This window comes from Streptomyces sp. NPDC055239 (assembly GCF_053606205.1).
This window is the reverse complement of record NZ_JBSGRD010000012.1, coordinates 12,565-37,107: the sequence shown is the minus strand read 5'-3', so window position 1 is coordinate 37,107 and position 24,543 is coordinate 12,565. Positions and strand designations below refer to the sequence as shown.

Sequence of the window (24,543 nt, the reverse complement as noted above, 5' to 3'; positions counted from 1 at the left end):
CAACAGCATTACTGCCAAGAGCGCGCTACGCCTTGGGGGCCGCGGACGCGGAAGTGTCCTGCCCGGTGGCCCGCTCGGCGAGACCAGGGAAGGTTACGCTCCCGCCGCGCCACCGCGCCGCACGGACCGCCGCGTCCCGCAGCGCCTCGGCGGCGCTCCCGCGCCGGGCGCCGGTGGAGGCCCGTACGAGATCCGAGTAGACCCCCGCGACCCGCTCCTCGAGGTCCGTCGCGAGCCGCACGGCCGCCGCGGAGTCCGGCACGGCGAAGGGGAGTGCGTAGGCGGCTGCCGACGGCTCGGGCTCGCCGCCCAGGTCGCGCACGGCACGCTGCAGCTCGTCGCGCCGGGCGCGGTGCGTGTCGTACGCCGTGCGAGCCTCGGACCTGCGCCCCTCGCCGATCCTGCCGCCGACGACCCCGAAGCCGTACACGGCCGCGTGCTCGGCTGCGAGAGCGGCCTGTACCGCCTTCAACTCGTCCTTGGAATCGCTCACTTGGCGCCCTCCGTCAGCAGATACGCGTGCGCGGCGCCCGCGGCGGCCACCGACGCGAGCAGCCTGGCCAGCTCCGCGGGCGCGTCGAGCAGCGCGCTCCCGCGCCGTTTCGCGAGATCCCGCTCGGCCTCGGCGAGCTCGCGCACGGCGTCCTTCTCGTCCTTGGGGACGGAGGGCTTCGGTGCGGGCGAGGCGGATGCGGACGGGGAGCCGGACGAGGAGTGGGGAGCCGGGGGAGTGGAGCCCTCGGCCAGGACCGTCTCGTGCCGCTTCACCTCCGCCCGCAGCGGATCGAGCCGTCCGGCGAGCGCGGGATGCGCGGCAAGGACGGCGTCGTACCGCCCGAGCAGCTCACCGCTGTCCTTGGCGGCAAGAGCGCGCAGCCGCGCGGCGGCGGAAGGACGCTCGTCCGCGTCGGTGGAGTCGGAGCCCGAGCAGCCAGAGAGCAGCACGGCCCCCGCCGCTCCGGCGGCCCCGGTCAGCAGACTCCTGCGGCGCGGCCCTGAGCGGGCGTGCGAGGGGGTGGGATACGACGGCACAGCAGACGTCCTCGGCAGGAAGGCCAGAAAGGCAGGCAGTCAGGAAAAGACAGGAGGAAAGACAGCAGAAGAGACAGCAGGAAAAGACAAGCGGTCGGGAAAGGCAGGCAGTCGGAGGGCGGGCGGGCGAAGCCGGGCGGGAGCCCGGTGATCACCGTACCTTCGCGCGGCCCTCGTACTCGTGAGCGGCTCGAAGCCGGGCGCGCGGCGGCCGGGCGGCGGGCGGACAGCGGGTGGACGGCGGCGGCAACACCTCTCCGGACCGGATACCCTTTGACCTGACACACGACGATCCCACAACAGCACACGCGGCCGAGGAGTCACCCGGATGAGCACCACCCAGAGCGAGAGGCTGCGAGAACTGCTGGAACCGCTCGTCAGCTCGAAGGAACTGGATCTCGAAGAGATCGAAGTGGCCTCGGTCGGACGCAAGCGGGTGCTGCGCGTGGTGATCGACTCCGACGACGGCGTGGACCTGGACCAGATCGCCGAGATCAGCCGCGAACTCTCCGAGAAGCTCGACGAGAGCGACGCGATGGGCGACGGTGAATACACCCTCGAAGTCGGCTCCCCGGGCGCCGAGCGCGCGCTGACGGAGCACCGCCACTACCTGCGGGCCGTCGGCCGCCTGGTGAAGTTCCAGCTGGCGGAGGGCGGCGACGACGTGATCGCCCGCATCCTCGAAGTGGACGACGAAGGTGTGGATCTTGAAGTACCGGGCGTGAAGGGGCGCAAGCCCACCGCCCGCAGGCTCACCTTCGACGCGATCGCCAAGGCGCGCGTCGAGGTCGAGTTCAACCGCAAGGACAAGAAGGAAGAGGAGGCGTAGCCGTGGACATCGACATGAGTGCCCTGCGGGGTCTGGTCCGCGAGAAGGAGATCTCCTTCGACCTGCTGGTCGAGGCGATCGAGTCCGCTCTCCTCATCGCCTACCACCGCACCGACGGCAGCTTCCGTCGCGCACGCGTGAAGCTGGACCGCGAAAGCGGCCACGTCACGGTGTGGGCGACGGAGGACCCGGCGGACCTCGAAGAGGGCCAGGAGGCCAAGGAGTTCGACGACACCCCGTCGGACTTCGGCCGCATCGCCGCGACGACCGCCAAGCAGGTCATCCTGCAGCGCCTGCGCGACGCCCAGGACGACGCGACGCTCGGCGAGTACGCGGGCCGTGAGGGCGACATCGTCACGGGCGTCGTCCAGCAGGGCCGCGACCCGAAGAACGTGCTCGTCGACATCGGCAAGCTCGAGGCCATCCTGCCGGTGCAGGAGCAGGTGCCCGGCGAGGAGTACGGCCACGGCCTGCGCCTTCGTTCGTACGTCGTCCGGGTGGCGAAGGGCGTCCGTGGCCCCTCGGTCACGCTGTCGCGCACGCACCCGAACCTCGTCAAGAAGCTCTTCGCGCTCGAGGTGCCTGAGATCGCCGACGGGTCGGTCGAGATCTCGGCCATCGCCCGCGAGGCCGGTCACCGGACCAAGATCGCGGTGCGTTCGACCCGCTCCGGCCTCAATGCCAAGGGCGCCTGCATCGGCCCGATGGGCCAGCGCGTGCGCAACGTCATGGCCGAGCTCAACGGCGAGAAGATCGACATCGTCGACTGGTCGGACGACCCGGGCGAGATGGTCGCCCACGCGCTCTCCCCGGCGCGGGTCAGCAAGGTGGAGATCGTCGACATGGCGGCCCGTTCCGCCCGGGTGACGGTGCCCGACTACCAGCTGTCCCTCGCGATCGGCAAGGAGGGCCAGAACGCCCGCCTCGCCGCGCGGCTCACGGGCTGGCGCATCGACATCCGTCCGGACACCGAGCAGCCGCAGGACTCTCCGGAGGCCTGAACGGAGGCCTGACCGGTGTCCTGACCGGTGCCGATCAGGGCTGATCGAGCCCTGATCAAGACAACAACCGTTCGATTTTTGCCCCAAAGGGGTGAGGTCGGTACGGGGAGGTAGACTTAATCGTGTCTGGCCGGACGCAAGCCCGCGCATGCCCTGAACGCACCTGTGTGGGGTGCCGGGAGCGAGCGGCCAAGAGCGATCTGCTGCGCATCGTGGCGAAAGAGGGCGTCTGCGCCCCCGATCCAAGCGGTACGCTGCCCGGCCGGGGTGCGTATATCCACCCCGTCCCGGTCTGTCTCGACCTGGCGGTCCGACGTAGAGCGTTCCCGAGGGCCTTCCGGGCCCCGGGCCCGCTCGACACGGCGGACTTGCGCCGAGTCGTCGAGACAGTTGCCCAGCAGGCAACACCGTAAGGAAGGTCGCGCGGAACCCCGCGCGGCCCTGGTATTCCGCGAGTTGGAAGTAGGTCGAGATTGCGATGAGCACTCGATGAGCACGCGATGAGTACGCCCATGAAGTAGCGACGGTCCGGCGTAACCCGGACCTAAAAGGAGCGAAGTGGCTAAGGTCCGGGTATACGAGCTCGCCAAGGAGTTCGGCGTAGAGAGCAAGGTCGTCATGGCCAAGCTCCAAGAACTCGGTGAATTCGTACGTTCGGCGTCCTCGACGATCGAGGCGCCCGTTGTACGGAAATTGACTGACGCATTGAACACGGGTGGTGGCAACGGCAAGGCCGCCGCCAAGCCCGGGGCGCCGCGCAAGCAGGCCGCCCCCAAGCCGCCGGCCCCCGCGGGCTCGGCGTCCCCCTCTCCCGCGCAGGCCGCCCGTCCGGGTCCGGCCGCGCCGAAGCCGCCGGCGGCCAAGCCCGCCGCCGCGGCCGACAAGCCCGCGGCCTCTCCGGCCGCTCCCGGTCCGCGTCCGGGCCCGAAGCCGCCGACGCCCAAGCCGGCGCCCGCAGCTCCGGCCGCCCCGGCCGAGCCCGCAGCGCCCGCCGCACCGGTCAGCCCGGCTCCGGCCGCCCCGGAGTTCACCGCTCCGCCGGCCGCTCCGGCTGCCCAGGCCGCCTCCTCGGCGCCGGCAGGCCCCCGTCCGGGCGCTCGCCCGGGTGCCCCCAAGCCCGCGGGCCGTCCGGCCCCCGGCCAGGGTGGTCAGGGTCAGGGTGGTCAGGGTCGTGGCGACCGTCAGGGTGGCGCACGCCCCGGCTCCGGTGCAGCTGGTGGCCAGGGTGGCGCAGCGCGCCCCGGTGGCCGTCCGACCGGACCGCGTCCGGGCAACAACCCCTTCACCTCTGGTGGCTCCACCGGCATGGCGCGCCCGCAGGCGCCCCGTCCGGGCGGCGCCCCGCGTCCCGGTGGCCAGGGTGGCACCGGCGGTCCCGGCGGCGCCCCGCGCCCGCAGGGCCAGGGCGGCGGCCAGGGTGCTCCTCGTCCGCAGGGTCAGGGCGGCGCTCGCCCCAGCCCCGGCGGCATGCCCCGTCCGCAGGGGGGCGCTCCGCGTCCCGGCGGCGGTGCGCCTGGTGCCGGTGGTAACCGGCCGAACCCGGGCATGATGCCGCAGCGTCCCGCTGCAGGCAGCCCGCGTCCCGGCGGTGGCCCCGGCGGTGGCCGTGGTCCTGGTGGCGGCGGTCGTCCCGGCGGTGCCGGTGGCGGCGGTCGTCCCGGTGGCGGCGGCTTCGCAGGCCGTCCCGCTGGTCCCGGTGGTGGCGGCGGCTTCGCAGGCCGTCCCGGCGGTCCCGGTGGCGGTGGCGGCGGTTTCGCCGGTCGTCCCGGTGGCGGTGGCCGTCCCGGCTTCGCAGGTCGTCCGGGTGGTCCCAACGCCCGTGGTGGCACGCAGGGCGCCTTCGGTCGCCCCGGCGGTCCCGCGCGTCGTGGTCGCAAGTCGAAGCGGCAGAGGCGCCAGGAGTACGAGTCGATGCAGGCTCCGTCGGTCGGCGGCGTCATGCTGCCGAGGGGCAACGGCCAGGCGGTCCGCCTGTCCCGTGGTGCCTCGCTGACCGACTTCGCCGAGAAGATCAACGCCAACCCGGCGTCGCTCGTCGGCGTGATGATGAACCTCGGCGAGATGGTCACTGCCACGCAGTCCGTCCCGGACGAGACGCTGAAGCTCCTCGCGGACGAGATGAACTTCGTCCTGGAGATCGTCAGCCCGGAGGAGGAGGACCGCGAGCTTCTCGAGTCCTTCGACATCGAGTTCGGTGAGGACGAGGGCGGCGAGGAAGCACTCGTCGCGCGTCCGCCGGTCGTGACCGTCATGGGTCACGTCGACCACGGTAAGACCCGACTTCTGGACGCGATCCGCAAGACGAACGTCATTGCGGGCGAGGCCGGCGGTATTACGCAGCACATCGGTGCGTACCAGGTCGGTGCCGAGGTCAACGGCGAGGACCGCCGCATCACCTTCATCGACACCCCCGGTCACGAGGCGTTCACCGCCATGCGTGCCCGTGGTGCGAAGTCCACCGACATCGCGATCCTCGTGGTCGCGGCCAACGACGGTGTGATGCCGCAGACGATCGAGGCGCTGAACCACGCCAAGGCGGCCGACGTGCCGATCGTGGTCGCGGTCAACAAGATCGACGTCGAAGGTGCCGACCCGACCAAGGTGCGCGGTCAGCTCACCGAGTTCGGTCTGGTGGCGGAGGAGTACGGCGGCGAGACGATGTTCGTCGACATCTCCGCCAAGCAGGGCGAGAACATCGAGGCCCTCCTGGAGGCCGTGGTCCTGACCGCGGACGCCTCGCTCGACCTGCGGGCCAACCCTGAGCAGGACGCGCAGGGTATTGCGATCGAGTCCCACCTGGACAAGGGCCGCGGCGCCGTCGCGACCGTCCTGGTCCAGCGCGGTACCCTCCGCGTCGGTGACACGATGGTGGTCGGCGACGCGTACGGCCGAGTCCGCGCGATGCTCGACGACAAGGGCGAGAACGTGGAAGAGGCGGGTCCTGCGACTCCGGTCCTCGTCCTCGGTCTCACCAACGTCCCGGGTGCCGGCGACAACTTCCTGGTCGTCGACGAGGACCGTACGGCCCGTCAGATCGCCGAGAAGCGTGCCGCCCGTGAGCGCAACGTCCGCTTCGCCCGCAAGGGCGTTCGGTTCTCCCTGGAGAACCTGGACGAGGCCCTCAAGGCCGGTCTTGTGCAGGACCTCAACATCATCATCAAGGGCGACGCGTCCGGTTCGGTGGAGGCTCTCGAGTCCTCGCTGCTCCAGCTCGACGTCGGCGAAGAGGTCGACATCCGCGTCCTGCACCGCGGTGTGGGTGCGGTCACCGAGTCGGACATCGACCTGGCGACCGGCTCCGACGCGATCGTGATCGGCTTCAACGTCCGTGCGGCCGGTCGTGCCGCACAGATGGCCGAGCGCGAAGGTGTGGACGTCCGGTACTACTCGGTCATCTACCAGGCGATCGAAGAGATCGAAGCAGCCCTCAAGGGCATGCTCAAGCCGGAGTACGAAGAGGTCGAGCTCGGCACGGCGGAGATCCGCGAGGTCTTCCGCTCGTCCAAGCTGGGCAACATCGCCGGTGTTCTTGTCCGCTCCGGCGAGGTCAAGCGCAACACCAAGGCGCGCCTCATCCGCGACGGCAAGGTCATCGCGGAGAGCCTCAACATCTCCGGTCTGCGCCGCTTCAAGGACGACGTCACGGAGCTCCGCGAAGGGTTCGAGGGCGGTATCAACCTCGGCAACTTCAACGACATCAAGATCGACGACGTCATCGCGACGTACGAGATGCGCGAGAAGCCGCGAGGCTGATCACCGCAGCTCTTGTCGGGGCCGGTCGAGGGGAGGTAAATCCCGTCGATCGGCCCCGGTCGTTCCGTGTACGGTTCTTGTGTCCCTGCCAAGTGGTTGGCGGGGCGCGAACCCGAACCGGCGGGACATCCGGACACACATGTATGTGGGGACTCTGTCCTTCGATCTGCTCCTCGGCGACGTTCACTCGCTGAAGGAGAAACGCTCCGTCGTCCGCCCGATAGTCGCCGAACTCATCCGCAAGTACGGGGTGAGCGCGGCGGAGACCGGGAACCAGGACCTCCATCGCAGGGCCGAGATCGGCCTGGCGCTGGTCTCCGGGGAGACGGGGCACCTCACCGACGTACTGGACCGGTGCGAGCGCATGGTCGCCGCCCGTCCCGAGGTGGAGCTGCTCTCCGTTCGACGCAGGCTCCACGGCGACGAAGACTGATTGCACAGCAAGGCGAAGAAGGAGACGGAGCAGTGGCCGACAACGCGCGGGCGAAGAGGCTGGCAGACCTCATCCGAGAGGTGGTTGCCAAGAAGCTGCAGCGCGGGATCAAGGACCCGCGGCTCGGTACGCATGTGACCATCACGGACACCCGGGTCACGGGTGATCTGCGGGAGGCGACCGTCTTCTACACGGTCTACGGGGACGACGAGGACCGCGCGGCTGCCGCCGCCGGTCTGGAGAGCGCCAAGGGCGTCCTCCGTTCGGCGGTCGGCGCGGCCGCGGGTGTGAAGTTCACCCCGAGCCTCGCCTTCGTGGCGGACGCGCTGCCGGACAACGCCAAGGCCATCGAGGACCTCCTCGACAGGGCCAGGCTCTCGGACGAGAAGGTGCGCGAGGTGTCCGCGGGCGCCGAGTTCGCGGGCGGGGCCGACCCGTACCGCAAGCCTGAGGACGACGAGGACGACTCCGACGAGGGAACGGACGGCGACGCCCGCGCATGAGCAGCACCGGCAACAAGACGCCGGACGGACTTGTCATCGTCGACAAGCCGTCCGGCTTCACTTCGCATGACGTGGTCGCCAAGATGCGCGGGATCGCCAAGACCCGCCGCGTGGGCCACGCGGGCACCCTCGACCCCATGGCGACGGGCGTTCTCGTCCTCGGGGTCGAGCGGGCGACCAAACTCCTCGGCCATCTCGCGCTGACGGAGAAGGAGTACCTCGGCACGATCCGGCTCGGCCAGGACACGGTCACGGACGACGCCGAGGGAGAGTTCATCTCGTCGGCAGACGCCTCGGGGATCAAGCGGGACGCCATCGACGCGGGCATCGCCAAGCTCTCCGGCGACATCATGCAGGTGCCGTCGAAGGTCAGCGCCATCAAGATCGACGGCAAGCGGTCGTACGCGCGGGCGCGCCAGGGCGAGGACTTCGAAATCCCGGCCAGGCCGGTCAAGATCTCCGCCTTCACCGTGTACGACGTCAGGGACGCCGTCGCCGATGACGGCACCCCCGTACTCGACCTGGTCGTGTCGGTGGTCTGCTCGTCGGGCACGTACATCCGCGCCCTCGCCCGTGACCTCGGCGCGGATCTCGGGGTCGGCGGCCATCTGACGGCGCTGCGGCGCACGCGGGTGGGGCCGTACAAGCTGGACACGGCGAAGACCATCGACCAGCTCCAGGAGGAGCTGACGGTGATGCCGGTGGCGGACGCCGCAGCCGCCGCGTTCCCGCGCTGGGACGTGGACGAGAAGCGGGCGGGGCTGCTGCTCAACGGAGTACGGATCGAGATGCCGGGGGAGTACGCGGGGGCCGGTCCCGTCGCGGTCTTCGATCCGCAGGGACGGTTCCTGGTCCTGGCCGAGGAGCTCAAGGGCAAGGCCAAGAGCCTGGCCGTCTTCGCCTGAGTCGTGCCTCGTGCGTATCCGGGGTCTCTCGGCTGTGGAGCGGCGGCGGCTGTGCGCGTGGCCGCGCGCCGCTCCACGGCTGACCCCCGACCCCCCCCACCTCAAGATGTATCCACTGAGCCCTGCCGATTCACCCCTTCGGGCAGGCGCTCGGAGTGAAATGAGGGAGCGGAAGGGGGCGCGTTCGCCACGCGTTCTGTCCCGCTGATCACCGCCGACCTACCGTCAGGAGTACGGGGAGCGTCGCGGGAGGTTCGGGCATGGCGGGACAGGGTGGCCCGACGGCGCTCGACGGGGCCCTGGTGCGGATCTGCGATCTGGCCGGGCGCCCAAGGGGGATGGGGTTCGCAGCCGACGACCTCGGCACGGTGATCACCAGCCATGAAGCGGTCGACGGCCTCGCGCGAGTCGTGCTGCACGCGGCGGGGGAGCGCGTCTGTGTGGTCACCGCCGATTCCGTGGTGGCTCTCCCCGAGGCCGATCTGGCCCTCGTCCGCACGGAGGGGCTCGGCCTGCGGCCGCTGCCCGTCACGGTCCGCGACGCAGTCCCCGTCGGGGCGTACGTACACCTCGTCGCGCGCGGCCTGCGTCAGGCACGGGTCCTGGGACCGGCACCGGTGACGTACACGGCGACGGACCGCTTCCATCTGATCGACGACGCCATGGAGCTGGCGATCGGCACGGACGGCGCGGACGCGCTGCGCCTTGGCGGCGGGGCCGCGGGCAGCCCGGTCGTCGACGTCTCGTCCGGGGCCGTGCTCGCCGTCCTGGGGACCGCGCTGCACGGCGAGCACCGTGCGGCGGGGTTCGCCCTGCAGTTGAGGGGGGCGGCTGCCGCCGATCCGGGCGGGCCGCTCGCCGAGCTCCTCGCGCACAACGCGGCGACCGTTCCCGCGTACGGCTGCGATCTGAACCTGGCGGGCGCGCTGCACCTCGCGGCGACGTCGGTGGGCTCCGACGGGCCGCACCCCGCGCTCCTCGAACCGGTCGAACGCCCCGATACGGCACGGCAGTTGGCCCGGTTCACGGCCGGTCCCGCGCATGTGCTCGGCCTGGTGGGCGCCCCCGGAACCGGCCGGACGACGGAACTCACCGCCCTCGCCGCGGGCCGCGCGCGAGGCGCCGAACCGGCTCCCACGCTGTGGCTGCGCGGTGCCGACCTCCAGGAGACGGACACGGGCGTGGGAGACGCGGTGGAGCGGGCGCTCGAGCGGGCGGGGCGGATCCTGGAGGCATCGGCATCGGCATCTGCCTCGGCCTCCAGGGAGTCGCTCGCCGACGCGGACGACGGGCTCGGGGACATCTCCGCGGGGCGGGTCGCGCGGCTCGTGCGGGACGAGGGGCGGGCGTTGCTCCTGCTGCTCGACGGGCCCGAGGAGATGCCGCCGGCCCTCGCCCACCGCCTCGCGGAGTGGAGCGGGGGGACGGCTCGGTGGCTGCGGGAGACGGGGACGCGGCTCGTGGTGGGCTGCCGGGCGGAGTACTGGGAGGTGGCCGGGGCGCACTTTCCCGTATCGCTTTCGGCGGGGTGCGTGCAACTGGGTGATCTGCCCGAGCGGCAGGCGCGGATCGCCCGGGAGAGGTACGACATCCCGGACGGGGCGCTCGCCGAAGCCGATGCGCGCCACCCCCTCGCCCTGCGGCTGCTCGCCGAGGTGCGGGCGGCCCTGCCGGAGGAGCCGCCGCCGGGGCGCCCGGACCGTGAGGCGATCTTCGAGGCGTACGTGGACGTGCTCTGCCTGCGTGTGGCGGTGCGGCTCGCTGCGGCGAACGGACTTCGGGGCTCGGCTGTGCGGCGTCTTGCGGCGAAGGTGTCCGGGCAGGTGCACGAGGCTGCGCGGCGCTCCCTGGGGCCGGGGCAGGGGGAGCTCGACCGGGCGTCGTTCGAAGCGGTGTTCCCGTGGGGGTCGGGGTGGGCCTCCGCGGTCCTCACGGAGGGGCTGCTCGTCCCTGCCGGGGACGGATACCGCTTCGCGCACGAGGAGCTCGCGGACTGGATCCAGGGGACGCATCTGGACGTGGACGGGGCACTGTGGTCACTGGTGTACCGGCACGGGCCCGCGGCGCCCGAGACGGGGGATTCACTGCCGGTACCCCGGCACCGGATCGGCCCGGTGATCCAGGCCCTGCTGTTCCTGGGCCGCCAACGGGGGACTGCTGAACTCGGCGCTCGACTGCGGAACTTGGCGAAGTTCGGGGCGCTTTGCTCACCGCCGAGCGATCCGGTACCCACCAGCGGGGGCGCCATCGAGGCGGACATCGCGGCCGAGACACGTGACGGGCAGGACACCCCGGTTGCGGCCAGACGTTCCGCAAGGCGAACAGGGCCTTCCCTGCGCGAGCGGGGCCGAGAGCTTGAGGGAGGACGGGCGCAAACCCTGCCGCCGGGGGGCGTGGACACGGAGCCGTCACCGCCGGGTGCCGGTTGGGCGGGGGGTGTGGGCAGGGTGCCCGCGGCGTCGGGTGTTGGTTTGGCGGAGGGCGTCGGTGCGCCGGGGGCTGGTTCGGCGCAGGGTGTCGGTGCTGTGCTCGCATCGCCGGGGGCTGGTTCGGCGAGGGGCGTGGGGCGCGTGCCTGCATCGCAGGGTGCCGTTCCGGCGGCGGACGCGGGCAGCCCGCCCGCACAGGGAGACGCGGATCCGCCCGCACCGTCGGCTGCCGATGCGCAAGGGGACGCCCAGTGGTGGGCCGCCCATCTGTTGAGGGAGACCCTCTCGCGCGTGCCCGACGCGCGGCCCTATCGCGCCGTGCTCGAAGCACTTGCCCAGCAGGGCAGCAGGCACCCCGCCAGGTTCTGGCTCGGCCTGTCCCTCCCCGAGAGCGACCGATTCGACCTGCTGCGGGAGGTCGTGATCCACGACGCCCCGCCCGACACCCCGCAGGGCCGCAGCCTGGACGCCGTCGCCGAGCTCCTGGCCACCGCCCCCGCCGCGGTGCAACCGCACCTCACCCGATGGTTCACCGACGAGCGCCCCCTCCGGGCCACCCCGCACGCCACGGTCGCGTCGGCCGCCCAAGCACTCCTCCACACCCACCGCCACCGTGCCATCGACGACCTCATCGAGGTCCTGGTCGACTGCGCGCACCCCCGCGCCGACGAACTCCTCGCCGCGCTCGCGGAGGAGGAGCCCTCGGCCATCTGCCGAGCCGTCGACCGCTGGATCCACGACGAGCGGCCCGCACGCCACGTCGCCGCCGTCGCCTACGGCCTGCGCGCCGCCCCGCACGCGGGCACGGACGCCGACCGCGTACTCCTGCGGAACGCGGCCTTCTCCCTGCTCGCCCGCACCGCCGACGACACCCTGCACGGCGCCGCCCTCGCCTTCCTCGTACGCGACCCGCAGACCCGCGCACGCCACCTGACGCCCGCCCTGAAGCGCTTCACCGCCGGCGACCCCCAGCTGCCCGCGAGCGCACTCGTCGCCGCCCTGGACACCCACCCGGAGCAGGTGTTCGCCGCTTTCCGGACCCGGCTGCACGGCCCCGGCCCCACGCCGGGTGACGTACTGCGCGACCTGGCCGACGTGACGGCGCCCGCGCTCGCCCGGCGCGTGGCCGATCTCGTACATGACGTCCTTGAGCTGCGCCCCGACCTGGCGGGGCACGTGGCCGCCTATCTCGACCTGCGGTTCGAGCAGGGGACCGGGGCCCGCGCCGTCCTCTTCCCCCTGGTCACGGGCCTCTTGCTGCACCGCCCCGCCCCCGTGCGCGCCGCGCTCGCCGCCCCCGTCGCCGCCCAGGGCACCGACACCTCGCGCGCCCTGCGCACGGAGCTCCTTGACGTGCTGCTCGCCCAGGAGCGGGAGCCCGAAGTACTGGACGCCGTGCTCTGCGCGGTGGTGGTCGGCGACGACAAGGAACGGGTCCGCGATCTCGTGCACCGCACCGGCGTGCTGCTGGTCCGCACCCCGGAGGGCGCGACCTGCTTCGACCGGCGCCTGGTCGAGCTCGCCCGTTCCGTCCAGGGCTTCTCCGCGCTGGTCACCAGATGGATCTGCGCGGCCCCGCAGGAGTGGTCCGCCCTCGTCGGTCCCAGCGCCCGTCGCATGATCGAGAACCTCGCCGGAGTACGGGTCCCGGCGTGACCCCCGCCACCCCCTCCGATGCGATCCCGATCGCGCGGGCATGGCAGTCTTAGACCTGCGCAATCGGCAATGGGACGTACCCAGACGTACACAGGTTCGGCGAGGAGCAAAGACAGTGCAGCGCTGGCGTGGCTTGGAGGACATCCCCCAGGACTGGGGGCGCAGCGTCGTCACCATCGGTTCCTACGACGGCGTACACCGCGGACACCAGCTGATCATCGGCCGCGCGGTGGCACGCGCCCGTGAGCTCGGTGTGCCCGCCGTGGTCGTCACCTTCGACCCGCACCCCTCCGAGGTCGTGCGCCCCGGCAGCCACCCGCCGCTGCTCGCCCCGCACCACCGGCGCGCCGAGCTCATGGCCGATCTCGGCGTGGACGCGCTGCTCATCCTGCCGTTCACCACGGAGTTCTCGAAGCTGTCGCCCGCCGACTTCGTCGTGAAGGTCCTGGTCGACAAGTTGCACGCGCGCCTGGTCGTCGAGGGCCCCAACTTCCGCTTCGGCCACAAGGCCGCGGGCAACGTCGCCTTCCTGACCGAGCTCGGAGCGACGTACGACTACGAAGTCGACGTCATCGACCTCTTCGTGAGCGGCGAGGCCGGGGGCGGCGAGCCCTTCTCCTCCACGCTCACCCGGCGCCTGGTCGCCGAGGGCGACGTGCAGGGCGCGGCGGAGATCCTCGGCCGCCCGCACCGCGTCGAGGGCGTCGTCGTACGAGGTGCGCAGCGCGGGCGTGAACTGGGCTTCCCCACCGCCAATGTGGAGACACTGCCGCACACCGCCATCCCCGCCGACGGCGTCTACGCCGGATGGCTGCACGCCCAGGGCGAGGCGATGCCCGCGGCGATCTCCGTCGGGACGAACCCGCAGTTCGACGGGACGGAACGAACGGTCGAGGCGTACGCGATCGACCGCGTCGGGCTCGACCTGTACGGCCTGCATGTCGCCGTCGACTTCCTGGCCTTCGTACGCGGCCAGGCAAAGTTCGAATCCATCGACGAGTTGCTTGTCGCCATGGCGGACGACGTGAAGCGGTCGCGGGAGCTGATCGAGGCCGCCGAGTAGAGCGGCGAGGTGCGGGGGCTTCGCCCCCGTACCCCCTTTCGCCCCAAGGGTTCGTCCTCAAACGCCGGACGGACTGAGACGCGCCTTTGCCCAGTGACACGCAACCTGCGTCTCGTCACCGCCGGACAGCACCGGCAGGTCCTCGCTCCGGCAGCGGTCCGCCACCCCGGCGCTCTCCGCCTCACCCGATGCGAGCACCTGGCAGCGCGCGTGGAACCGGCAGCCGCCAGGGATGCGGGACGGGTCCGGCGGCTCGCCCGTGAGGATCACCGGGGCGCCGGGAGCCTCCGGCAGGACCGACAACAGCGCCTGTGTGTACGGATGCTGAGGCGACGTCAGAACCTCCTCCACCGTCCCCGTCTCGACGATCCGGCCCAGGTACATCACCGCGACACGGTCGGCGATGTTCCAGGCGAGTCCCAGATCGTGCGTCACCACGAGCGCGGACAGGCCAAGTTCCTCGCGGAGCCTGAGCAGCAGCGCGAGGATCTCGCCGCGTACGGACGCGTCGAGCGAGGCCACCGGCTCGTCAGCGACGATCAGTTCGGGCTCAAGGACGAGCGCGCCCGCGATGACGACGCGCTGACGCTGACCGCCCGAAAGCTCGTGCGGATAGCGCAGGAAGAACCGCTCGGGCGGACGCAGACCCGCCCGTGACAGGGCGTCGGAGACCTTCGCCCGCTCGTCGCCCCCGTACCCGTGGATGCGCAGGCCCTCCGCGACAGCCTCGTACACCGTGTGGCGTGGGTTCAGCGACCCGCTGGGGTCCTGAAGGACCAGCTGCACGCGTTTGCGGTACGCCTTCAGGGCGCGGCCCGAGTAGTCGAGCGGCTTGCCGCCGAACGTCACCTTGCCGGACGTGGGCGACACCAGGCCGAGCAGGGAACGGGCCAGGGTCGTCTTGCCGCAGCCCGACTCGCCGACCAGGGCCACGATCTCGCCCGGCTTGATGTCGAGGTCGACGCCGTCCACGGCCCGCGCGGGCGGCGCGCCACGGCGGCCGGGGAACGTGATGTGCAGGTCGCCCGCCGAGAGCAGGGGATCATCGGTGTTCATGCGTCGCTGCTCCTCGGGTGCGTGACGTGCGTGACCTGCATGGCCTGAGTGACCTGAGCGATCTGTCGGCGCTCACGGCGTCCGCTCCGCCGTAGCCGGTGCCGATGTCGGCTGCGCCGGAAGCTGCGCGCCCGCGTGCACGCATGCCGCGCGGTGCCGCGGACCCGCGTCCCGCAGCGCCTGGTCCTCCGTGGTGCAGGAGTCAAGGGCGACCTCGCAGCGCGGGTGGAACGTGCAGCCCGTGGGGAGCGCGGAGGGGTCGGGCGGATCGCCGGGCAGGCCGCGCGGCGCGAAGCGGGACGCCGTGTCGCCGATGCGCGGGAAGGCGGCGGACAGGGCTTTCCCGTACGGGTGCCGGGCGTTCTCGTAGACCTCGGAGGCCGGGCCCTCCTCGACGACGCGGCCCGCGTACATGACCGCGAGCCGGTCGCAGGTGTCGGAGAGCACCGCGAGGTCATGGCTGATCATGATCAGGCCCAGGTCCTGCTCGGCCACCAGCTGCTCGATCAGACGCAGGATCTGCGCCTGGATCATCACGTCAAGGGCCGTCGTCGGCTCGTCGGCGATGATCAGGCGCGGATCGCAGGCGAGCGCCATCGCGATCATCACGCGCTGACGCTGGCCGCCCGACAACTCGTGCGGATACGCCTCCGCGCGAGCGGCGGGAAGACCCACCTGTTCGAGCAGCTCCCCGGCCTTCTTCTTCGCGCCCGCCGGTGTCGCCTTCTTGTGCAGCAGGATCGGCTCGGTGATCTGGTCCCCGATGCGGTGCACGGCGTTGAGCGAGTGCATCGCCCCCTGGAAGACGATCGACGCGCCCGCCCAGCGGACCGCCCGGACCTGGCCCCACTTCATGGCGAGGACGTCCTCGCCGTCGAGAAGGACCTCGCCGCTCACCTTCGTACCGGCGGGCAGCAGCCGTAGCAGCGCAAGCGCGAGCGTCGACTTTCCGCAGCCCGACTCGCCCGCGACGCCGAGCTTCTGGCCCGCGTCGACCGAGAGGTTCACACCGCGCACGGCGGCCGCCCCCGACGCGTACGTCACCTCGAGATTTCTTACGTCGAGGAGGCGTTGTTCCGTCACCTTGGTCTCCGTCTCCGTCACTTCGGTCGAGCTGCTCAACGGGAGACCCCCAGCCTGGGGTTGAGGACGGACTCCACGGCGCGCCCGCACAGTGTGAAAGCGAGCGCCACGACGGCGATGGCGAGTCCGGGCGGAGCGAGATACCACCAGTCGCCCGCACTGACCGCGCCCGCCTCGCGCGCGTCCTGGAGCAGTCCGCCCCAGGAGACGCCCGTGGGGTCGCCGAGGCCCAGGAAGGCGAGCGTCGCCTCGGTGAGGATGGCGTTGGAGATGACGAGGGTGGTCTGTGCGAGGACGAGCGGCATGACGTTGGGCAGGACGTGCCGGGTCATGATGTGGCTGTGGCCGCCGCCGAGGGCTTGTGCGCGCTCGATGTACGGGCGCGATTCCACCGCCAGTGTCTGGGCGCGGACCAGGCGCGCGGTCGTCGGCCAGGTCGTCACGCCGATCGCCAGGATGATCGTCCAGATCGATCCTGACATCACCGCGGCGAGCGCGATGGCGAGCACAAGCGTCGGCATCACAAGGAACCAGTCGGTGACGCGCATGATGACGGTGGAGTACCAGCCCTTGAAGTGCCCGGCGGTGATCCCCACGAGGGTGCCGATGGTCACCGAGAGGACGGCGGCGAGCAGCCCGACGGTCAATGACATCCGTGCGCCGTAGACCAGGAGCCCGAGCAGATCACGCCCGAACTGGTCGGTGCCGAGGGGGAATTCGCCGCTCGGCGACTCCATGGGCTTGCCCGGCGCGTCGGTCACGCTCTGCGCGTCCGAGCCGACGAGGAGCGGCGCGAAGACGGCGATGAGCGTGATCAGGACGAGCGCGACGAGCCCGAAGAGCCCGGCCCTGTGGGTGCGGTACTCGCGCCAGAAACGGGCGGCGGAGTGCCGCCTGCGGGCCCAGGCGAGGGACCGCGCGCTCTTCAGCGGGCTCGTCGTCGGGGCGTCCGGCGGGGTGGTCGGTGCGGATTCGGTCGTCATCGGCCCACCCGGGGATCGAGCAACGGATAGATCACGTCGGCCAGGGTGTTCATCAGGATCACCGCGGCGGAGAAGATGAAGAACAGGCCTTGGACGAGGGGCAGGTCGGGCACGCTGAGCGCGGCGTAGAAGAGCCCGCCGAGCCCCGGCCAGGAGAAGACGGTCTCGACGAGGATCGCGCCCGCCACCACCGTGCCGAGGTTCACGAACATCAGCGTGACGGTGGGCAGCATCGCGTTGGGGACGGCATGGCGACGACGTACGAGATCGTCCCGCAGCCCCTTGGCGCGGGCGGTCGTCAGATAGTCGCTCCCCATCTCGTCGAGGAGGGAGGAGCGCATGACGAGGAGCGTCTGCGCGTATCCGACCGCCACCAGGGTGATGACGGGCAGCACCATGTGGTGCGCGACGTCGATGACGTACGCGAAGCCCGTCTCACCCCCCGATTCGAGCCCGCCGGTCGGGAAGAGCCCAGGAATGGGACCGACCCCGACCGAGAAGGTGATGATGAGCAGCAGCCCGAGCCAGAAGGACGGCACGGAGTAGAGGGTGAGGGCGAGGCCGGTGTGGACGCGGTCCCCGAGCTGGCCGTTGCGCCAGGCCGTGCGGGTGCCGAGCCAGATGCCGATGAGGGTGTAGAGCACGAACGCGGTGCCGGTGAGCAGGAGCGTCGCGGGCAGCGCGGTGGTGATCTTGTCCATCACCGGCGTGTGGAACTGGTACGAGGTGCCGAAGTCGCCGGTCAGAGCCTTGCCGCAGTAGTCGAAGAACTGCGTTATGACCGGCTGGTCGAGGCCGAACTCCTTGCGCATCGCTTCCAGCTGTTCGGCCGATACGCGCTTTCCGCCCGTCATCTGCTTGACCGGATCACCCGGAATGAGACGGAACAAGAAAAAGCTGGTGACGAGGACGGCGAACAGCGAGACGGCGGCGCCGCCCAGCTTGCCCGCCACGTACAGGAGATAGGCGCGGGTGTTCCGGGCCCGGGGCCCGCGGGCCGACGGTCCGGCGAATACCGGATCGTCGGTCGCCGCGGCGCCCTCGGTGTCGAGCAGTGCGGGATTGCTGTCAGCGGTCATGCGTTACTCGCGGTCCTCTGCGGTCGAACGGCGGCGCAGGGCGAACAGGACTCCACCGCCGACGAGCACCACCGCGGCGGCGACGATACCGATGATGACACCGGTAGAGCTTCCATCCTTGGAGGAACTCTTCCCATCCGCGGGCACCGCTGACCACCAGGACCAGTAACCGTCCTGACCGTAGATGTTGCCCGCGGCCGTCGGCATGGTGGTGATGGACTTGATCTGGTCGGTGCGGTAGGCCTCGACGGCGTTCGGGTACGCCAGGACGTTCATGTACCCGGAGTCGTAGAGCCAGGACTGCATTTCCTTGACGGTCTTGGCGCGCTTGGCCGGGTCGTACTCGGCCAGCTGCTTGTTGTAGAGCTCGTCGTACTTCTTGTCGCAGATGAAGTTGTCCGTCGCGGCGCTCTCCTTGGCCTTCACCGGGAGCGCGTTGCAGGCGTGGATGCCGAGGACGAAGTCGGGGTCGGGGTTGACCGACCAGCCGTCGAACGCGAGGTCGTACTCACCCGCGTACCAGGGCACGGACACGTCATCGAGGCAGTTGACCTTGAGCCCGATCCCAAGATCCCCCCACCACTCCTTGAGGTATTTACCCACGGCCTTGTCGTTCGGGTCGGTGGCGTGGCAGAGGATGCGGAAGTCGAGCGGCTTGCCGTTCTTGCCGACGCGCTTGCCGTCGCTGTTCTTCTTGTAGCCCGCCTCGTCGAGAAGTTGGGCCGCCTTCTTGGGGTCGTACGACAGCTTCTGGTCGGCCGATGGCTTCCAGGCGTACTCGGAGAAGCGCGGCGGAATGTACCCCTCGCCCTCGACGGCCTGCCCCTGGAAGACCTTGTCGACCAGCGCCGCACGGTCCACGGAGAGGAAGAGCGCCTGACGGACCTTCTTGTCCAGGAGGGCAGGGTTGCCGTCACCGAACTTCTTGTGGTCGCGCGTCTGGGCGCCGGGGTTGGTGGCGAGTGCGAAGAAACGCCGGCCGGGCCCGTCGTTCACCTTGACGTTGTCCGTGCCCTTGAGCTCCCTGGCCTGCGCCGGGGTGAGGGCGGGCTGGCCGGCCACGAAGGAGACCTCGCCCTTCTTGAGCGCCGCGACGGCCGCGTCCTGGTCCTTGTACGTCTTGAAGACCAGCTCGTCGAACTTGGGAGCGCCGCGCCAGAAGTCCTTGTTGGCCTTCAGCTTCACGTACTGGTCGGTCTTGTAGTCGGTGAGGACGAAAGGTCCGTTGCCCACGATGGGGAAGGACTTGTCGTTGTTGTACTTGCTGATGTCACCGACCTTCTCCCACACGTGCTTCGGGACGATCGGCACGTCGAGGGCGGCCATGGTGGCCTGCGGCTTCTTCAGCTCGACGACCAGCTTGGTGGGGCTGGGGGCGGTCACCTTCTTGAAGTTGGCGACGAAGCCGGAGTTGGCGGTCGCGGTGCCTTCCTTGGACATCAGCTTGTTGAAGGTCCAGGCGGCGTCCTCGGCGGTGGCCTGCTTGCCGTCCGACCACTTCGAGTCGTCCCGGATGGTGTACGTCCAGGTCAGCTTGTCCGCGGAGGGCTCCCACTTGGTGGCGAAGCCCGGGATCGCGTGGTTGTCCTTGGCGTCGTAGTTCGTCAGGTACTCGTTCGTGAGGCGGATGATGCTGGTGCTGAGCAGCCGCTGGGCGAGGAAGGGGCTGAGGGAGTCGACGCTCTGGGCCACCGCGACGGTGAGGGTCTGCTTGCCGTCATCCTTGGCCGCGGCCTGGTCCGGAGCCGGGTTGAGGGGAGAGGCGAGCCCCGCGGTCAGAGCGAGGGCGGCGGCTCCGCCTGCGAGGAGGAGCCGGAGGCGTGGGGGGACTTTGGGGAGCACGGGGGTGGCGCGGTGAGCCCGTGCCCCTGTCCGGGTGCCTGTCGGTGGGCTTGTCGGTGTTCTGCCGTGCTGATCTTGTGTGTCCATGGGTCGGTGACCTCGCGTCATCGCTCGCGCAGAGATGGCTAGTTGATCAAGTAACGCCGGCTGGTTGATGTGTGTGTCTACCAGCGCCAGTCTGCGCCAGTCAACGGCAGGTGAACCCCATGTGGCCTGCGGAAATAACGAGTTGACCCGTAATTCATCCGCATTGGTCAAGACCTGTGAAGCGTGGCTGGTCGGGGGGTGGCGGTGGGGGGAGGGGCAGGTGGGGGAGGGCGGGGCTCCGGGGCTTGGTGGTGCGGGGTAATCGGGTGGGTGGCAGGGAGAGTCTGTTCGTCAGCGGATAGCGCGGGTCGCCGGGAAAACGGACTGGGCCCGCACCAGGGTTCGGTGCGGGCCCAGTTGAGATCGGCGGAGGCGGAGGCTACTGCTGCGGTGCCTCCGGCGCGGGCGGCTGATACGGGGCGCCAGGCTGATACGGCTGCCCGGGCTGAACAGGCGGCGGCGCCTGCCCACCCTGAGGCTGCCCCTGAGGCGCAGGTGCCTGGAACGGCTGCCCCTGAGGCGCAGGTGCCTGCGGAGGTGCCGAGTTCTGCCACCCCTGCTGCGGAGCCCCGGGCTGCTGCGGATAAGGCTGCCCACCCGGCTGAGGCTGCTGCGGCGGCTGCTGAGGAGCGTACGGCTGCTGCGGCGCTTGCCCGGGATACGGCGCCTGCCCACCATAGGGCTGCTGACCAGGACCAGGACCAGGAGCCTGCTGACCAGGAACGGCACCCTGCTGCCCGGGATAACCCCCCTGCCCCGGCAGCGGCGGAGCCACGACCGGAGGCGGATTCCCGTCGGACGTCCAAAGCCCCTGCTGCTGCTGAGCCCGTACGAAGTCCTCCGCGACCATCGCGGAGAGATTGAAGTACGCCTCCCGCACCTTCGGCCGCATCATGTCGAGATCAACCTCGGCACCGGCGGCGAGATGCTCGTCGAAGGGAATGACGACAACGCCCCGGCACCGCGTCTCGAAGTGCGACACGATGTCGTCAACCTTGATCATCTTCCCGGTCTCACGCACACCGGAGATGACGGTGATGGAACGCGAGACAAGGTCGGCGTACCCATGCGCGGACAACCAGTCCAGCGTCGTGGACGCACTGCTCGCCCCGTCCACGGACGGCGTCGAAATAATGATCAACTGATCGGCGAGATCGAGAACACCCCGCATGGCGCTGTAGAGCAGCCCCGTACCGGAGTCGGTCAGGATGATCGGATACTGCTTCCCCAGTACGTCGATCGCGCGCCGATAGTCCTCGTCGTTAAAAGTGGTCGAGACGGCAGGGTCGACGTCATTGGCGATGATCTCGAGCCCGGACGCGGCCTGCGAGGTGAAGCGCCGGATGTCCATGTACGAGTTGAGGTACGGGATCGCCTGGACGAGGTCACGGATGGTGGCCCCGGTCTCGCGCCGCACGCGGCGCCCGAGCGTACCGGCGTCGGGGTTGGCGTCGATGGCGAGGATCTTGTCCTGCCGCTCGGTGGCGAGCGTAGACCCGAGCGCGGTGGTGGTGGTGGTCTTCCCCACCCCACCCTTGAGGCTGATGACAGCAATCCGATAGCAGGACAGGACCGGAGTCCGGATCAGCTCCAACTTCCGCTGCCGCTCGGCCTCTTCCTTCTTGCCGCCGAGCTTGAACCGGGACCCGCCGGCCGCGGGCCGACTGCTCTTGGCCTTCGGCTTGTTGTTGCGAAGGAGCCGATCGGAGGACAACTCGACAGCGGCGGTGTACCCGAGGGGCGCCCCGGGATTGGTCCGCTCCCGCTGATCGTGCTGCACGGCCTGCGGCCAGGCGGCACCGGTGCGGGGATCGATGGGCGGCTGAGGCTGAGCCGGGGGCTGTGCCTGGGGCTGCGGCTGAGCCGGAAACGGCTGCTGAGGTTGCTGCGGCTGCGGCTGCGGCTGTACGGGGGCAGGCGGCTGAGGCATGGCCTGCTGAGGCTGCTGCTGAGCCGGAAGAGGCTGCTGGGCCTGGGGTGCGGGCGGCTGAGGGGACCCGTAACCACCCTGCGGGGCTGGGGTGTTGGGGTTGCCCGGAGCAGGAGCGCCCTGCTGCGGGAAGCCGTACCCACTCGGCGCGACGGGAGCGGCACCCTGCTGCGGGAACCCGTATCCGGCGGGCGGAACAGGCGCTTCGGCTTCCTGCCTCGGAGCCGGAGCCGGAGCCGGAGCTGAAGCTGGAGCCGGAGCGGGACTGGGAGGACCTGCCTGCGGGAAGCCGTACCCAGTCGGCGGGACCGGGGCGGCACCCTGCTGCGGGAACCCGTAACTGCCTTGCTGCGGAGGGGCGGAGGGACCAGGCGCAGGAGGACCGGCCTGCGGGAACCCGTACCCGGGGGGCGGTGCAGGAGCCGGAGCGGGCGCACCTTGCTGCGGGAACCCGTACCCACCGGGCGGTGCCGGAGCGTCGGCAGCGGGCGCGGGCGCGGGCGCGGGCGCGACCGGCGACGGGGCCACCGGACCGGTCGGCGATGGCCACGCCGGAGGCGCGATCTGAGGAGCAGGCGGCTGAACGGGCGCAGGTGCAGGCGCGGGCTCAGCCTGCTGCGGCACCGGCGGCTGTACGGGCTCGGCAGCAGGCGTCGGCTCCGCGGCCGGCGGCGTCGAGGCCTGAACAGGGACGGGCCACTGCGGGGCCGACGTGGGTGCGGCGGGCTGGAAGGCGGGCGGCAGCGGCGGAAGCCCACCGTGCGGCGCGGGCGGCGGAGTCCAGGAAGGCGGAACGGAGTCCTGCACGTCATCGACGGGCGCATCAGGCACGGCGTCCTGAGGAGCGACGTCAGGGATCTCATCGTCGCCGTCGCCAACATCGGAACCGTCGGTGTCTGCACCACCAGGGTCCGAGATCTCATCGACGGAGTCGACGCTCACATCGTCGGCTTCGTCGCCGTCGCCGTCGCCGTCGCCGTCGCCGTCGCCGTCGTCGGAGGAGAGGTCGCTCTCCGCGACAACAGACGGCTCGGCGACCGAGTCATCAACCTCGTCAACCTCGTCCGAGGCATCCGCGTCTGCCGCTTCCGCGGCGGTCCGCTCCTCGATCTCCCGCTTCAGGGCGACAGCGGAGAACCGCATGGTGGCGCCACTCTCAAGATCACCACTGCTGTCGGCAACGGGCGTGGCCACAGGCTCCGGCTCGATCTCCGGCTCAGGCGAAGCCTCAGGCGCAACCTCGGCCTCAGGCTCAGGCGCAACCTCAGGCTCGGGCTCAGGCGCAACCTCAGGCTCGGGCTCAGGCGCAACCTCAGGCTTCGGAACAACGCCAGTCACATGCACGGAGGAGGCGACACCGGCAACAGCACCGCTCCAGTCGGCAGCACCGCCCGAAGGCGAGCCACTCTCAGGAACAGCCGGAGCCGGAGAGGGGGAAGCTTCAGGAGAGGAGGCCGGAGCAGGCGTGGGCGCGGGAGCAACCGGCGCAGCCCAGTCCGTCTGAGGCTGGAATCCGCTCCCCACAGGCAGCTTCGGCACAGCGGTGGGCCGCCCGACCGGCGGAGCGGGAGGCTCAGGAACAACGGGAGGAGCAACCGGCTCATCAGAAGCAACGGGCGGAGGGACAGGCGGAGCGGAAGGCGAAGAGGCCGACGGAGAAGCAGGCGTCGCGGGCGGCGCCGAAGGAGTCTCCCCCGCACTGCCGGACGCATTCTGCGTGTACCAGGCGGGCGGGGCGTAGTCGATGGTGAACTCGCCCGTCGTCTCGGCAGCGGACTCCGCGTCGGACTGATCATCGACGGGTGTGTCCCAGCCCCCGCGGATCTCGTCCCGATCGCTGTTCACAATGCCTCCTGATGTGGTCGAGCACCCTCGTGCCGTGGTGGGAGGGCGACCGTTTCTGTCGTCCGATCCGCCATGGCTCTCCCCGTTAGGGACGCGAGCCACCTACTCACGAGTTCTGGTGTCGCGCCCCGTCCCAGGGTAATCACCAAAACCACCAGCACGGCAGGGCAGCCCACCCCACGAATGCTGTCCTTTGTGTCACTCCCCACCCCGAAGCTCGACGCACCCTCGAAACAGCAGGGGCAAACCGCCCCAACAAGCCACAACAGGTCGCAAATTGCAGGGCGGGAGCAAGCCTGTTTTCCCGGTGCGGTACCCACCCACCGCGCTCAAGTGATCACTCGCCATGCACGTCGAATGCATGCCGACGGCCGATATCGCGACAAACCGAAAGAGGGGAGAGGCGGTGGACCCGCCTCTCCCCTCTCCGGCAAGCGACCCGCACGAGTGACCGCCGTAGATCACCTACGGGACGACACCCGGGTCAGCCGGTCACCCCGTAACCCCACCCGAACCGGCTCCACCCGAACCGGCTCCACCCGAACCGGCTCCCCCCGCAGGCGCCCCACCGTTATGAGGCGCCGGCTCCAGATCGAACTCCCCGTCCCTCGCCCCGAGTACGAAAGCGGTCCACTCCGCCTCGGTGTAGCGCAGCACGGTCTCGGGGTCGAGCGACGACCGCATCGCGACAGCGCCCTGCGGCAGGTAAGCGATCTCGACCCGCTCCTCGGCCTCCTCGGTGCCGGGCGCGCTGTGCCACTCGACCCCGGAGATATCAAGGGCGTAGAGCTCGTTCTTCTCGCGCTCCTTGCGGGCCTTGATGTCCTCGTCCTGTGCCTCGGCCATGGTGCGACGGCCCCTTCCACATGAGCGAACCAACCGTTGGTTCAGCCTACTTGGCGGGCCCGGGGCGTGCGCAGTCTTACGATCACTGCCAGATCCCGGCAGTTCGCCGATGCAAGTCCGATGCAAGTCCGATACAAGCCCATGCAAGAAAGGCCCCCCAGAGCATGAGTTATGGCCCACCCCCATCG

The 24,543-nt window shown here is 70.5% G+C and carries 18 protein-coding genes; 9 read left to right on the top strand and 9 right to left on the bottom strand.

The window, feature by feature from the left end; genetic code table 11:
- Positions 1–25: 25 nt before the first annotated feature.
- Positions 26–493: a ferritin-like domain-containing protein gene (locus tag ACWFRJ_RS31915; RefSeq protein WP_453538713.1), complete on the bottom strand. Its 468-nt coding sequence runs from the start codon at positions 491–493 to the stop codon at positions 26–28.
- Positions 490–1,032, bottom strand: coding sequence for a hypothetical protein (locus ACWFRJ_RS31910; protein WP_453538710.1), 543 nt, complete (start codon positions 1,030–1,032; stop codon positions 490–492). The genes ACWFRJ_RS31915 and ACWFRJ_RS31910 overlap by 4 nt, the downstream gene beginning before the upstream one ends.
- Before the next feature lie 328 nt (positions 1,033–1,360).
- Here ACWFRJ_RS31910 and rimP point away from each other — a divergent pair, with 328 nt between their 5' ends.
- From rimP to ACWFRJ_RS31865, 9 genes are all read left to right on the top strand, one after another.
- Positions 1,361–1,861: a ribosome maturation factor RimP gene (gene rimP, locus ACWFRJ_RS31905; RefSeq protein ID WP_453538707.1), complete on the top strand. Its 501-nt coding sequence runs from the start codon at positions 1,361–1,363 to the stop codon at positions 1,859–1,861.
- Between the two features lie 2 nt (positions 1,862–1,863).
- Complete coding sequence (nusA, locus tag ACWFRJ_RS31900) at positions 1,864–2,862, top strand: transcription termination factor NusA (protein WP_453538704.1); 999 nt, start codon at positions 1,864–1,866, stop codon at positions 2,860–2,862.
- Between the two features lie 122 nt (positions 2,863–2,984).
- Positions 2,985–3,275 carry a YlxR family protein gene (locus tag ACWFRJ_RS31895; protein ID WP_389908779.1) on the top strand — a complete coding sequence of 97 codons (291 nt, stop codon included), beginning with the start codon at positions 2,985–2,987 and terminating at the stop codon, positions 3,273–3,275.
- Between the two features lie 145 nt (positions 3,276–3,420).
- A complete protein-coding gene (infB, locus tag ACWFRJ_RS31890; RefSeq protein WP_453538700.1) occupies positions 3,421–6,615 on the top strand; it encodes a translation initiation factor IF-2 in 3,195 nt (1,064 codons plus the stop codon).
- A 139-nt stretch (positions 6,616–6,754) separates the two neighbouring features.
- Positions 6,755–7,048, top strand: coding sequence for a DUF503 domain-containing protein (locus tag ACWFRJ_RS31885; protein ID WP_453538697.1), 294 nt, complete (start codon positions 6,755–6,757; stop codon positions 7,046–7,048).
- Positions 7,049–7,080: 32 nt separating this feature from the next.
- A complete protein-coding gene (gene rbfA / locus ACWFRJ_RS31880) occupies positions 7,081–7,551 on the top strand; it encodes a 30S ribosome-binding factor RbfA (protein ID WP_453538694.1) in 471 nt (156 codons plus the stop codon).
- Positions 7,548–8,456, top strand: a complete 909-nt coding sequence (gene truB, locus ACWFRJ_RS31875; protein WP_453538691.1) for a tRNA pseudouridine(55) synthase TruB — start codon at positions 7,548–7,550, stop codon at positions 8,454–8,456. Before rbfA ends, truB begins: the two co-directional genes overlap by 4 nt.
- A 260-nt stretch (positions 8,457–8,716) precedes the next feature.
- On the top strand, positions 8,717–12,541 hold the full coding sequence (locus ACWFRJ_RS31870; RefSeq protein ID WP_453538688.1) for a serine protease: 3,825 nt from the start codon (positions 8,717–8,719) through the stop codon (positions 12,539–12,541).
- Between the two features lie 115 nt (positions 12,542–12,656).
- Positions 12,657–13,604: a bifunctional riboflavin kinase/FAD synthetase gene (locus ACWFRJ_RS31865; RefSeq protein ID WP_453538685.1), complete on the top strand. Its 948-nt coding sequence runs from the start codon at positions 12,657–12,659 to the stop codon at positions 13,602–13,604.
- 57 nt (positions 13,605–13,661) lie between these two features.
- Here ACWFRJ_RS31865 and ACWFRJ_RS31860 read toward each other — a convergent pair whose 3' ends face one another.
- The 7 genes from ACWFRJ_RS31860 to ACWFRJ_RS31830 form a co-directional block, all read right to left on the bottom strand.
- Positions 13,662–14,660, bottom strand: coding sequence for an oligopeptide/dipeptide ABC transporter ATP-binding protein (locus ACWFRJ_RS31860; protein WP_453538682.1), 999 nt, complete (start codon positions 14,658–14,660; stop codon positions 13,662–13,664).
- A gap of 72 nt (positions 14,661–14,732) precedes the next feature.
- The gene (locus ACWFRJ_RS31855; RefSeq protein ID WP_453538679.1) at positions 14,733–15,782 is read right to left on the bottom strand and encodes an ABC transporter ATP-binding protein; all 1,050 of its coding nucleotides are present in this window, start codon (positions 15,780–15,782) and stop codon (positions 14,733–14,735) included.
- Complete coding sequence (locus ACWFRJ_RS31850; RefSeq protein WP_453538676.1) at positions 15,779–16,726, bottom strand: ABC transporter permease; 948 nt, start codon at positions 16,724–16,726, stop codon at positions 15,779–15,781. Before ACWFRJ_RS31850 ends, ACWFRJ_RS31855 begins: the two co-directional genes overlap by 4 nt.
- Positions 16,723–17,805 carry an ABC transporter permease gene (locus tag ACWFRJ_RS31845; RefSeq protein ID WP_453538673.1) on the bottom strand — a complete coding sequence of 361 codons (1,083 nt, stop codon included), beginning with the start codon at positions 17,803–17,805 and terminating at the stop codon, positions 16,723–16,725. The genes ACWFRJ_RS31850 and ACWFRJ_RS31845 overlap by 4 nt, the downstream gene beginning before the upstream one ends.
- A 3-nt stretch (positions 17,806–17,808) precedes the next feature.
- The gene (locus tag ACWFRJ_RS31840; RefSeq protein ID WP_453538670.1) at positions 17,809–19,734 is read right to left on the bottom strand and encodes an ABC transporter substrate-binding protein; all 1,926 of its coding nucleotides are present in this window, start codon (positions 19,732–19,734) and stop codon (positions 17,809–17,811) included.
- Positions 19,735–20,113: 379 nt separating this feature from the next.
- A complete protein-coding gene (locus ACWFRJ_RS31835) occupies positions 20,114–23,509 on the bottom strand; it encodes an SCO5717 family growth-regulating ATPase (RefSeq protein ID WP_453538667.1) in 3,396 nt (1,131 codons plus the stop codon).
- 492 nt (positions 23,510–24,001) lie between these two features.
- Positions 24,002–24,355 (bottom strand): DUF397 domain-containing protein, encoded by a 354-nt coding sequence (locus tag ACWFRJ_RS31830; RefSeq protein ID WP_453538664.1) that lies wholly within the window; start codon positions 24,353–24,355, stop codon positions 24,002–24,004.
- Between the last annotated feature and the right edge of the window lie 188 nt (positions 24,356–24,543).

Excerpts from the sequence above, each read along its gene's own strand:
- rimP (WP_453538707.1), top strand. The coding sequence starts at position 1,361 with ATGAGCACCACCCAGAGCGAGAGGCTGCGAGAACTGCTGGAACCGCTC.
- ACWFRJ_RS31885 (WP_453538697.1), top strand. The coding sequence starts at position 6,755 with ATGTATGTGGGGACTCTGTCCTTCGATCTGCTCCTCGGCGACGTTCAC.
- truB (WP_453538691.1), top strand. The coding sequence starts at position 7,548 with ATGAGCAGCACCGGCAACAAGACGCCGGACGGACTTGTCATCGTCGAC.
- ACWFRJ_RS31870 (WP_453538688.1), top strand. The coding sequence starts at position 8,717 with ATGGCGGGACAGGGTGGCCCGACGGCGCTCGACGGGGCCCTGGTGCGG.
- ACWFRJ_RS31860 (WP_453538682.1), bottom strand. The coding sequence starts at position 14,660 with ATGAACACCGATGATCCCCTGCTCTCGGCGGGCGACCTGCACATCACG.
- ACWFRJ_RS31850 (WP_453538676.1), bottom strand. The coding sequence starts at position 16,726 with ATGACGACCGAATCCGCACCGACCACCCCGCCGGACGCCCCGACGACG.
- ACWFRJ_RS31845 (WP_453538673.1), bottom strand. The coding sequence starts at position 17,805 with ATGACCGCTGACAGCAATCCCGCACTGCTCGACACCGAGGGCGCCGCG.
- ACWFRJ_RS31840 (WP_453538670.1), bottom strand. The coding sequence starts at position 19,734 with ATGGACACACAAGATCAGCACGGCAGAACACCGACAAGCCCACCGACA.
- ACWFRJ_RS31830 (WP_453538664.1), bottom strand. The coding sequence starts at position 24,355 with ATGGCCGAGGCACAGGACGAGGACATCAAGGCCCGCAAGGAGCGCGAG.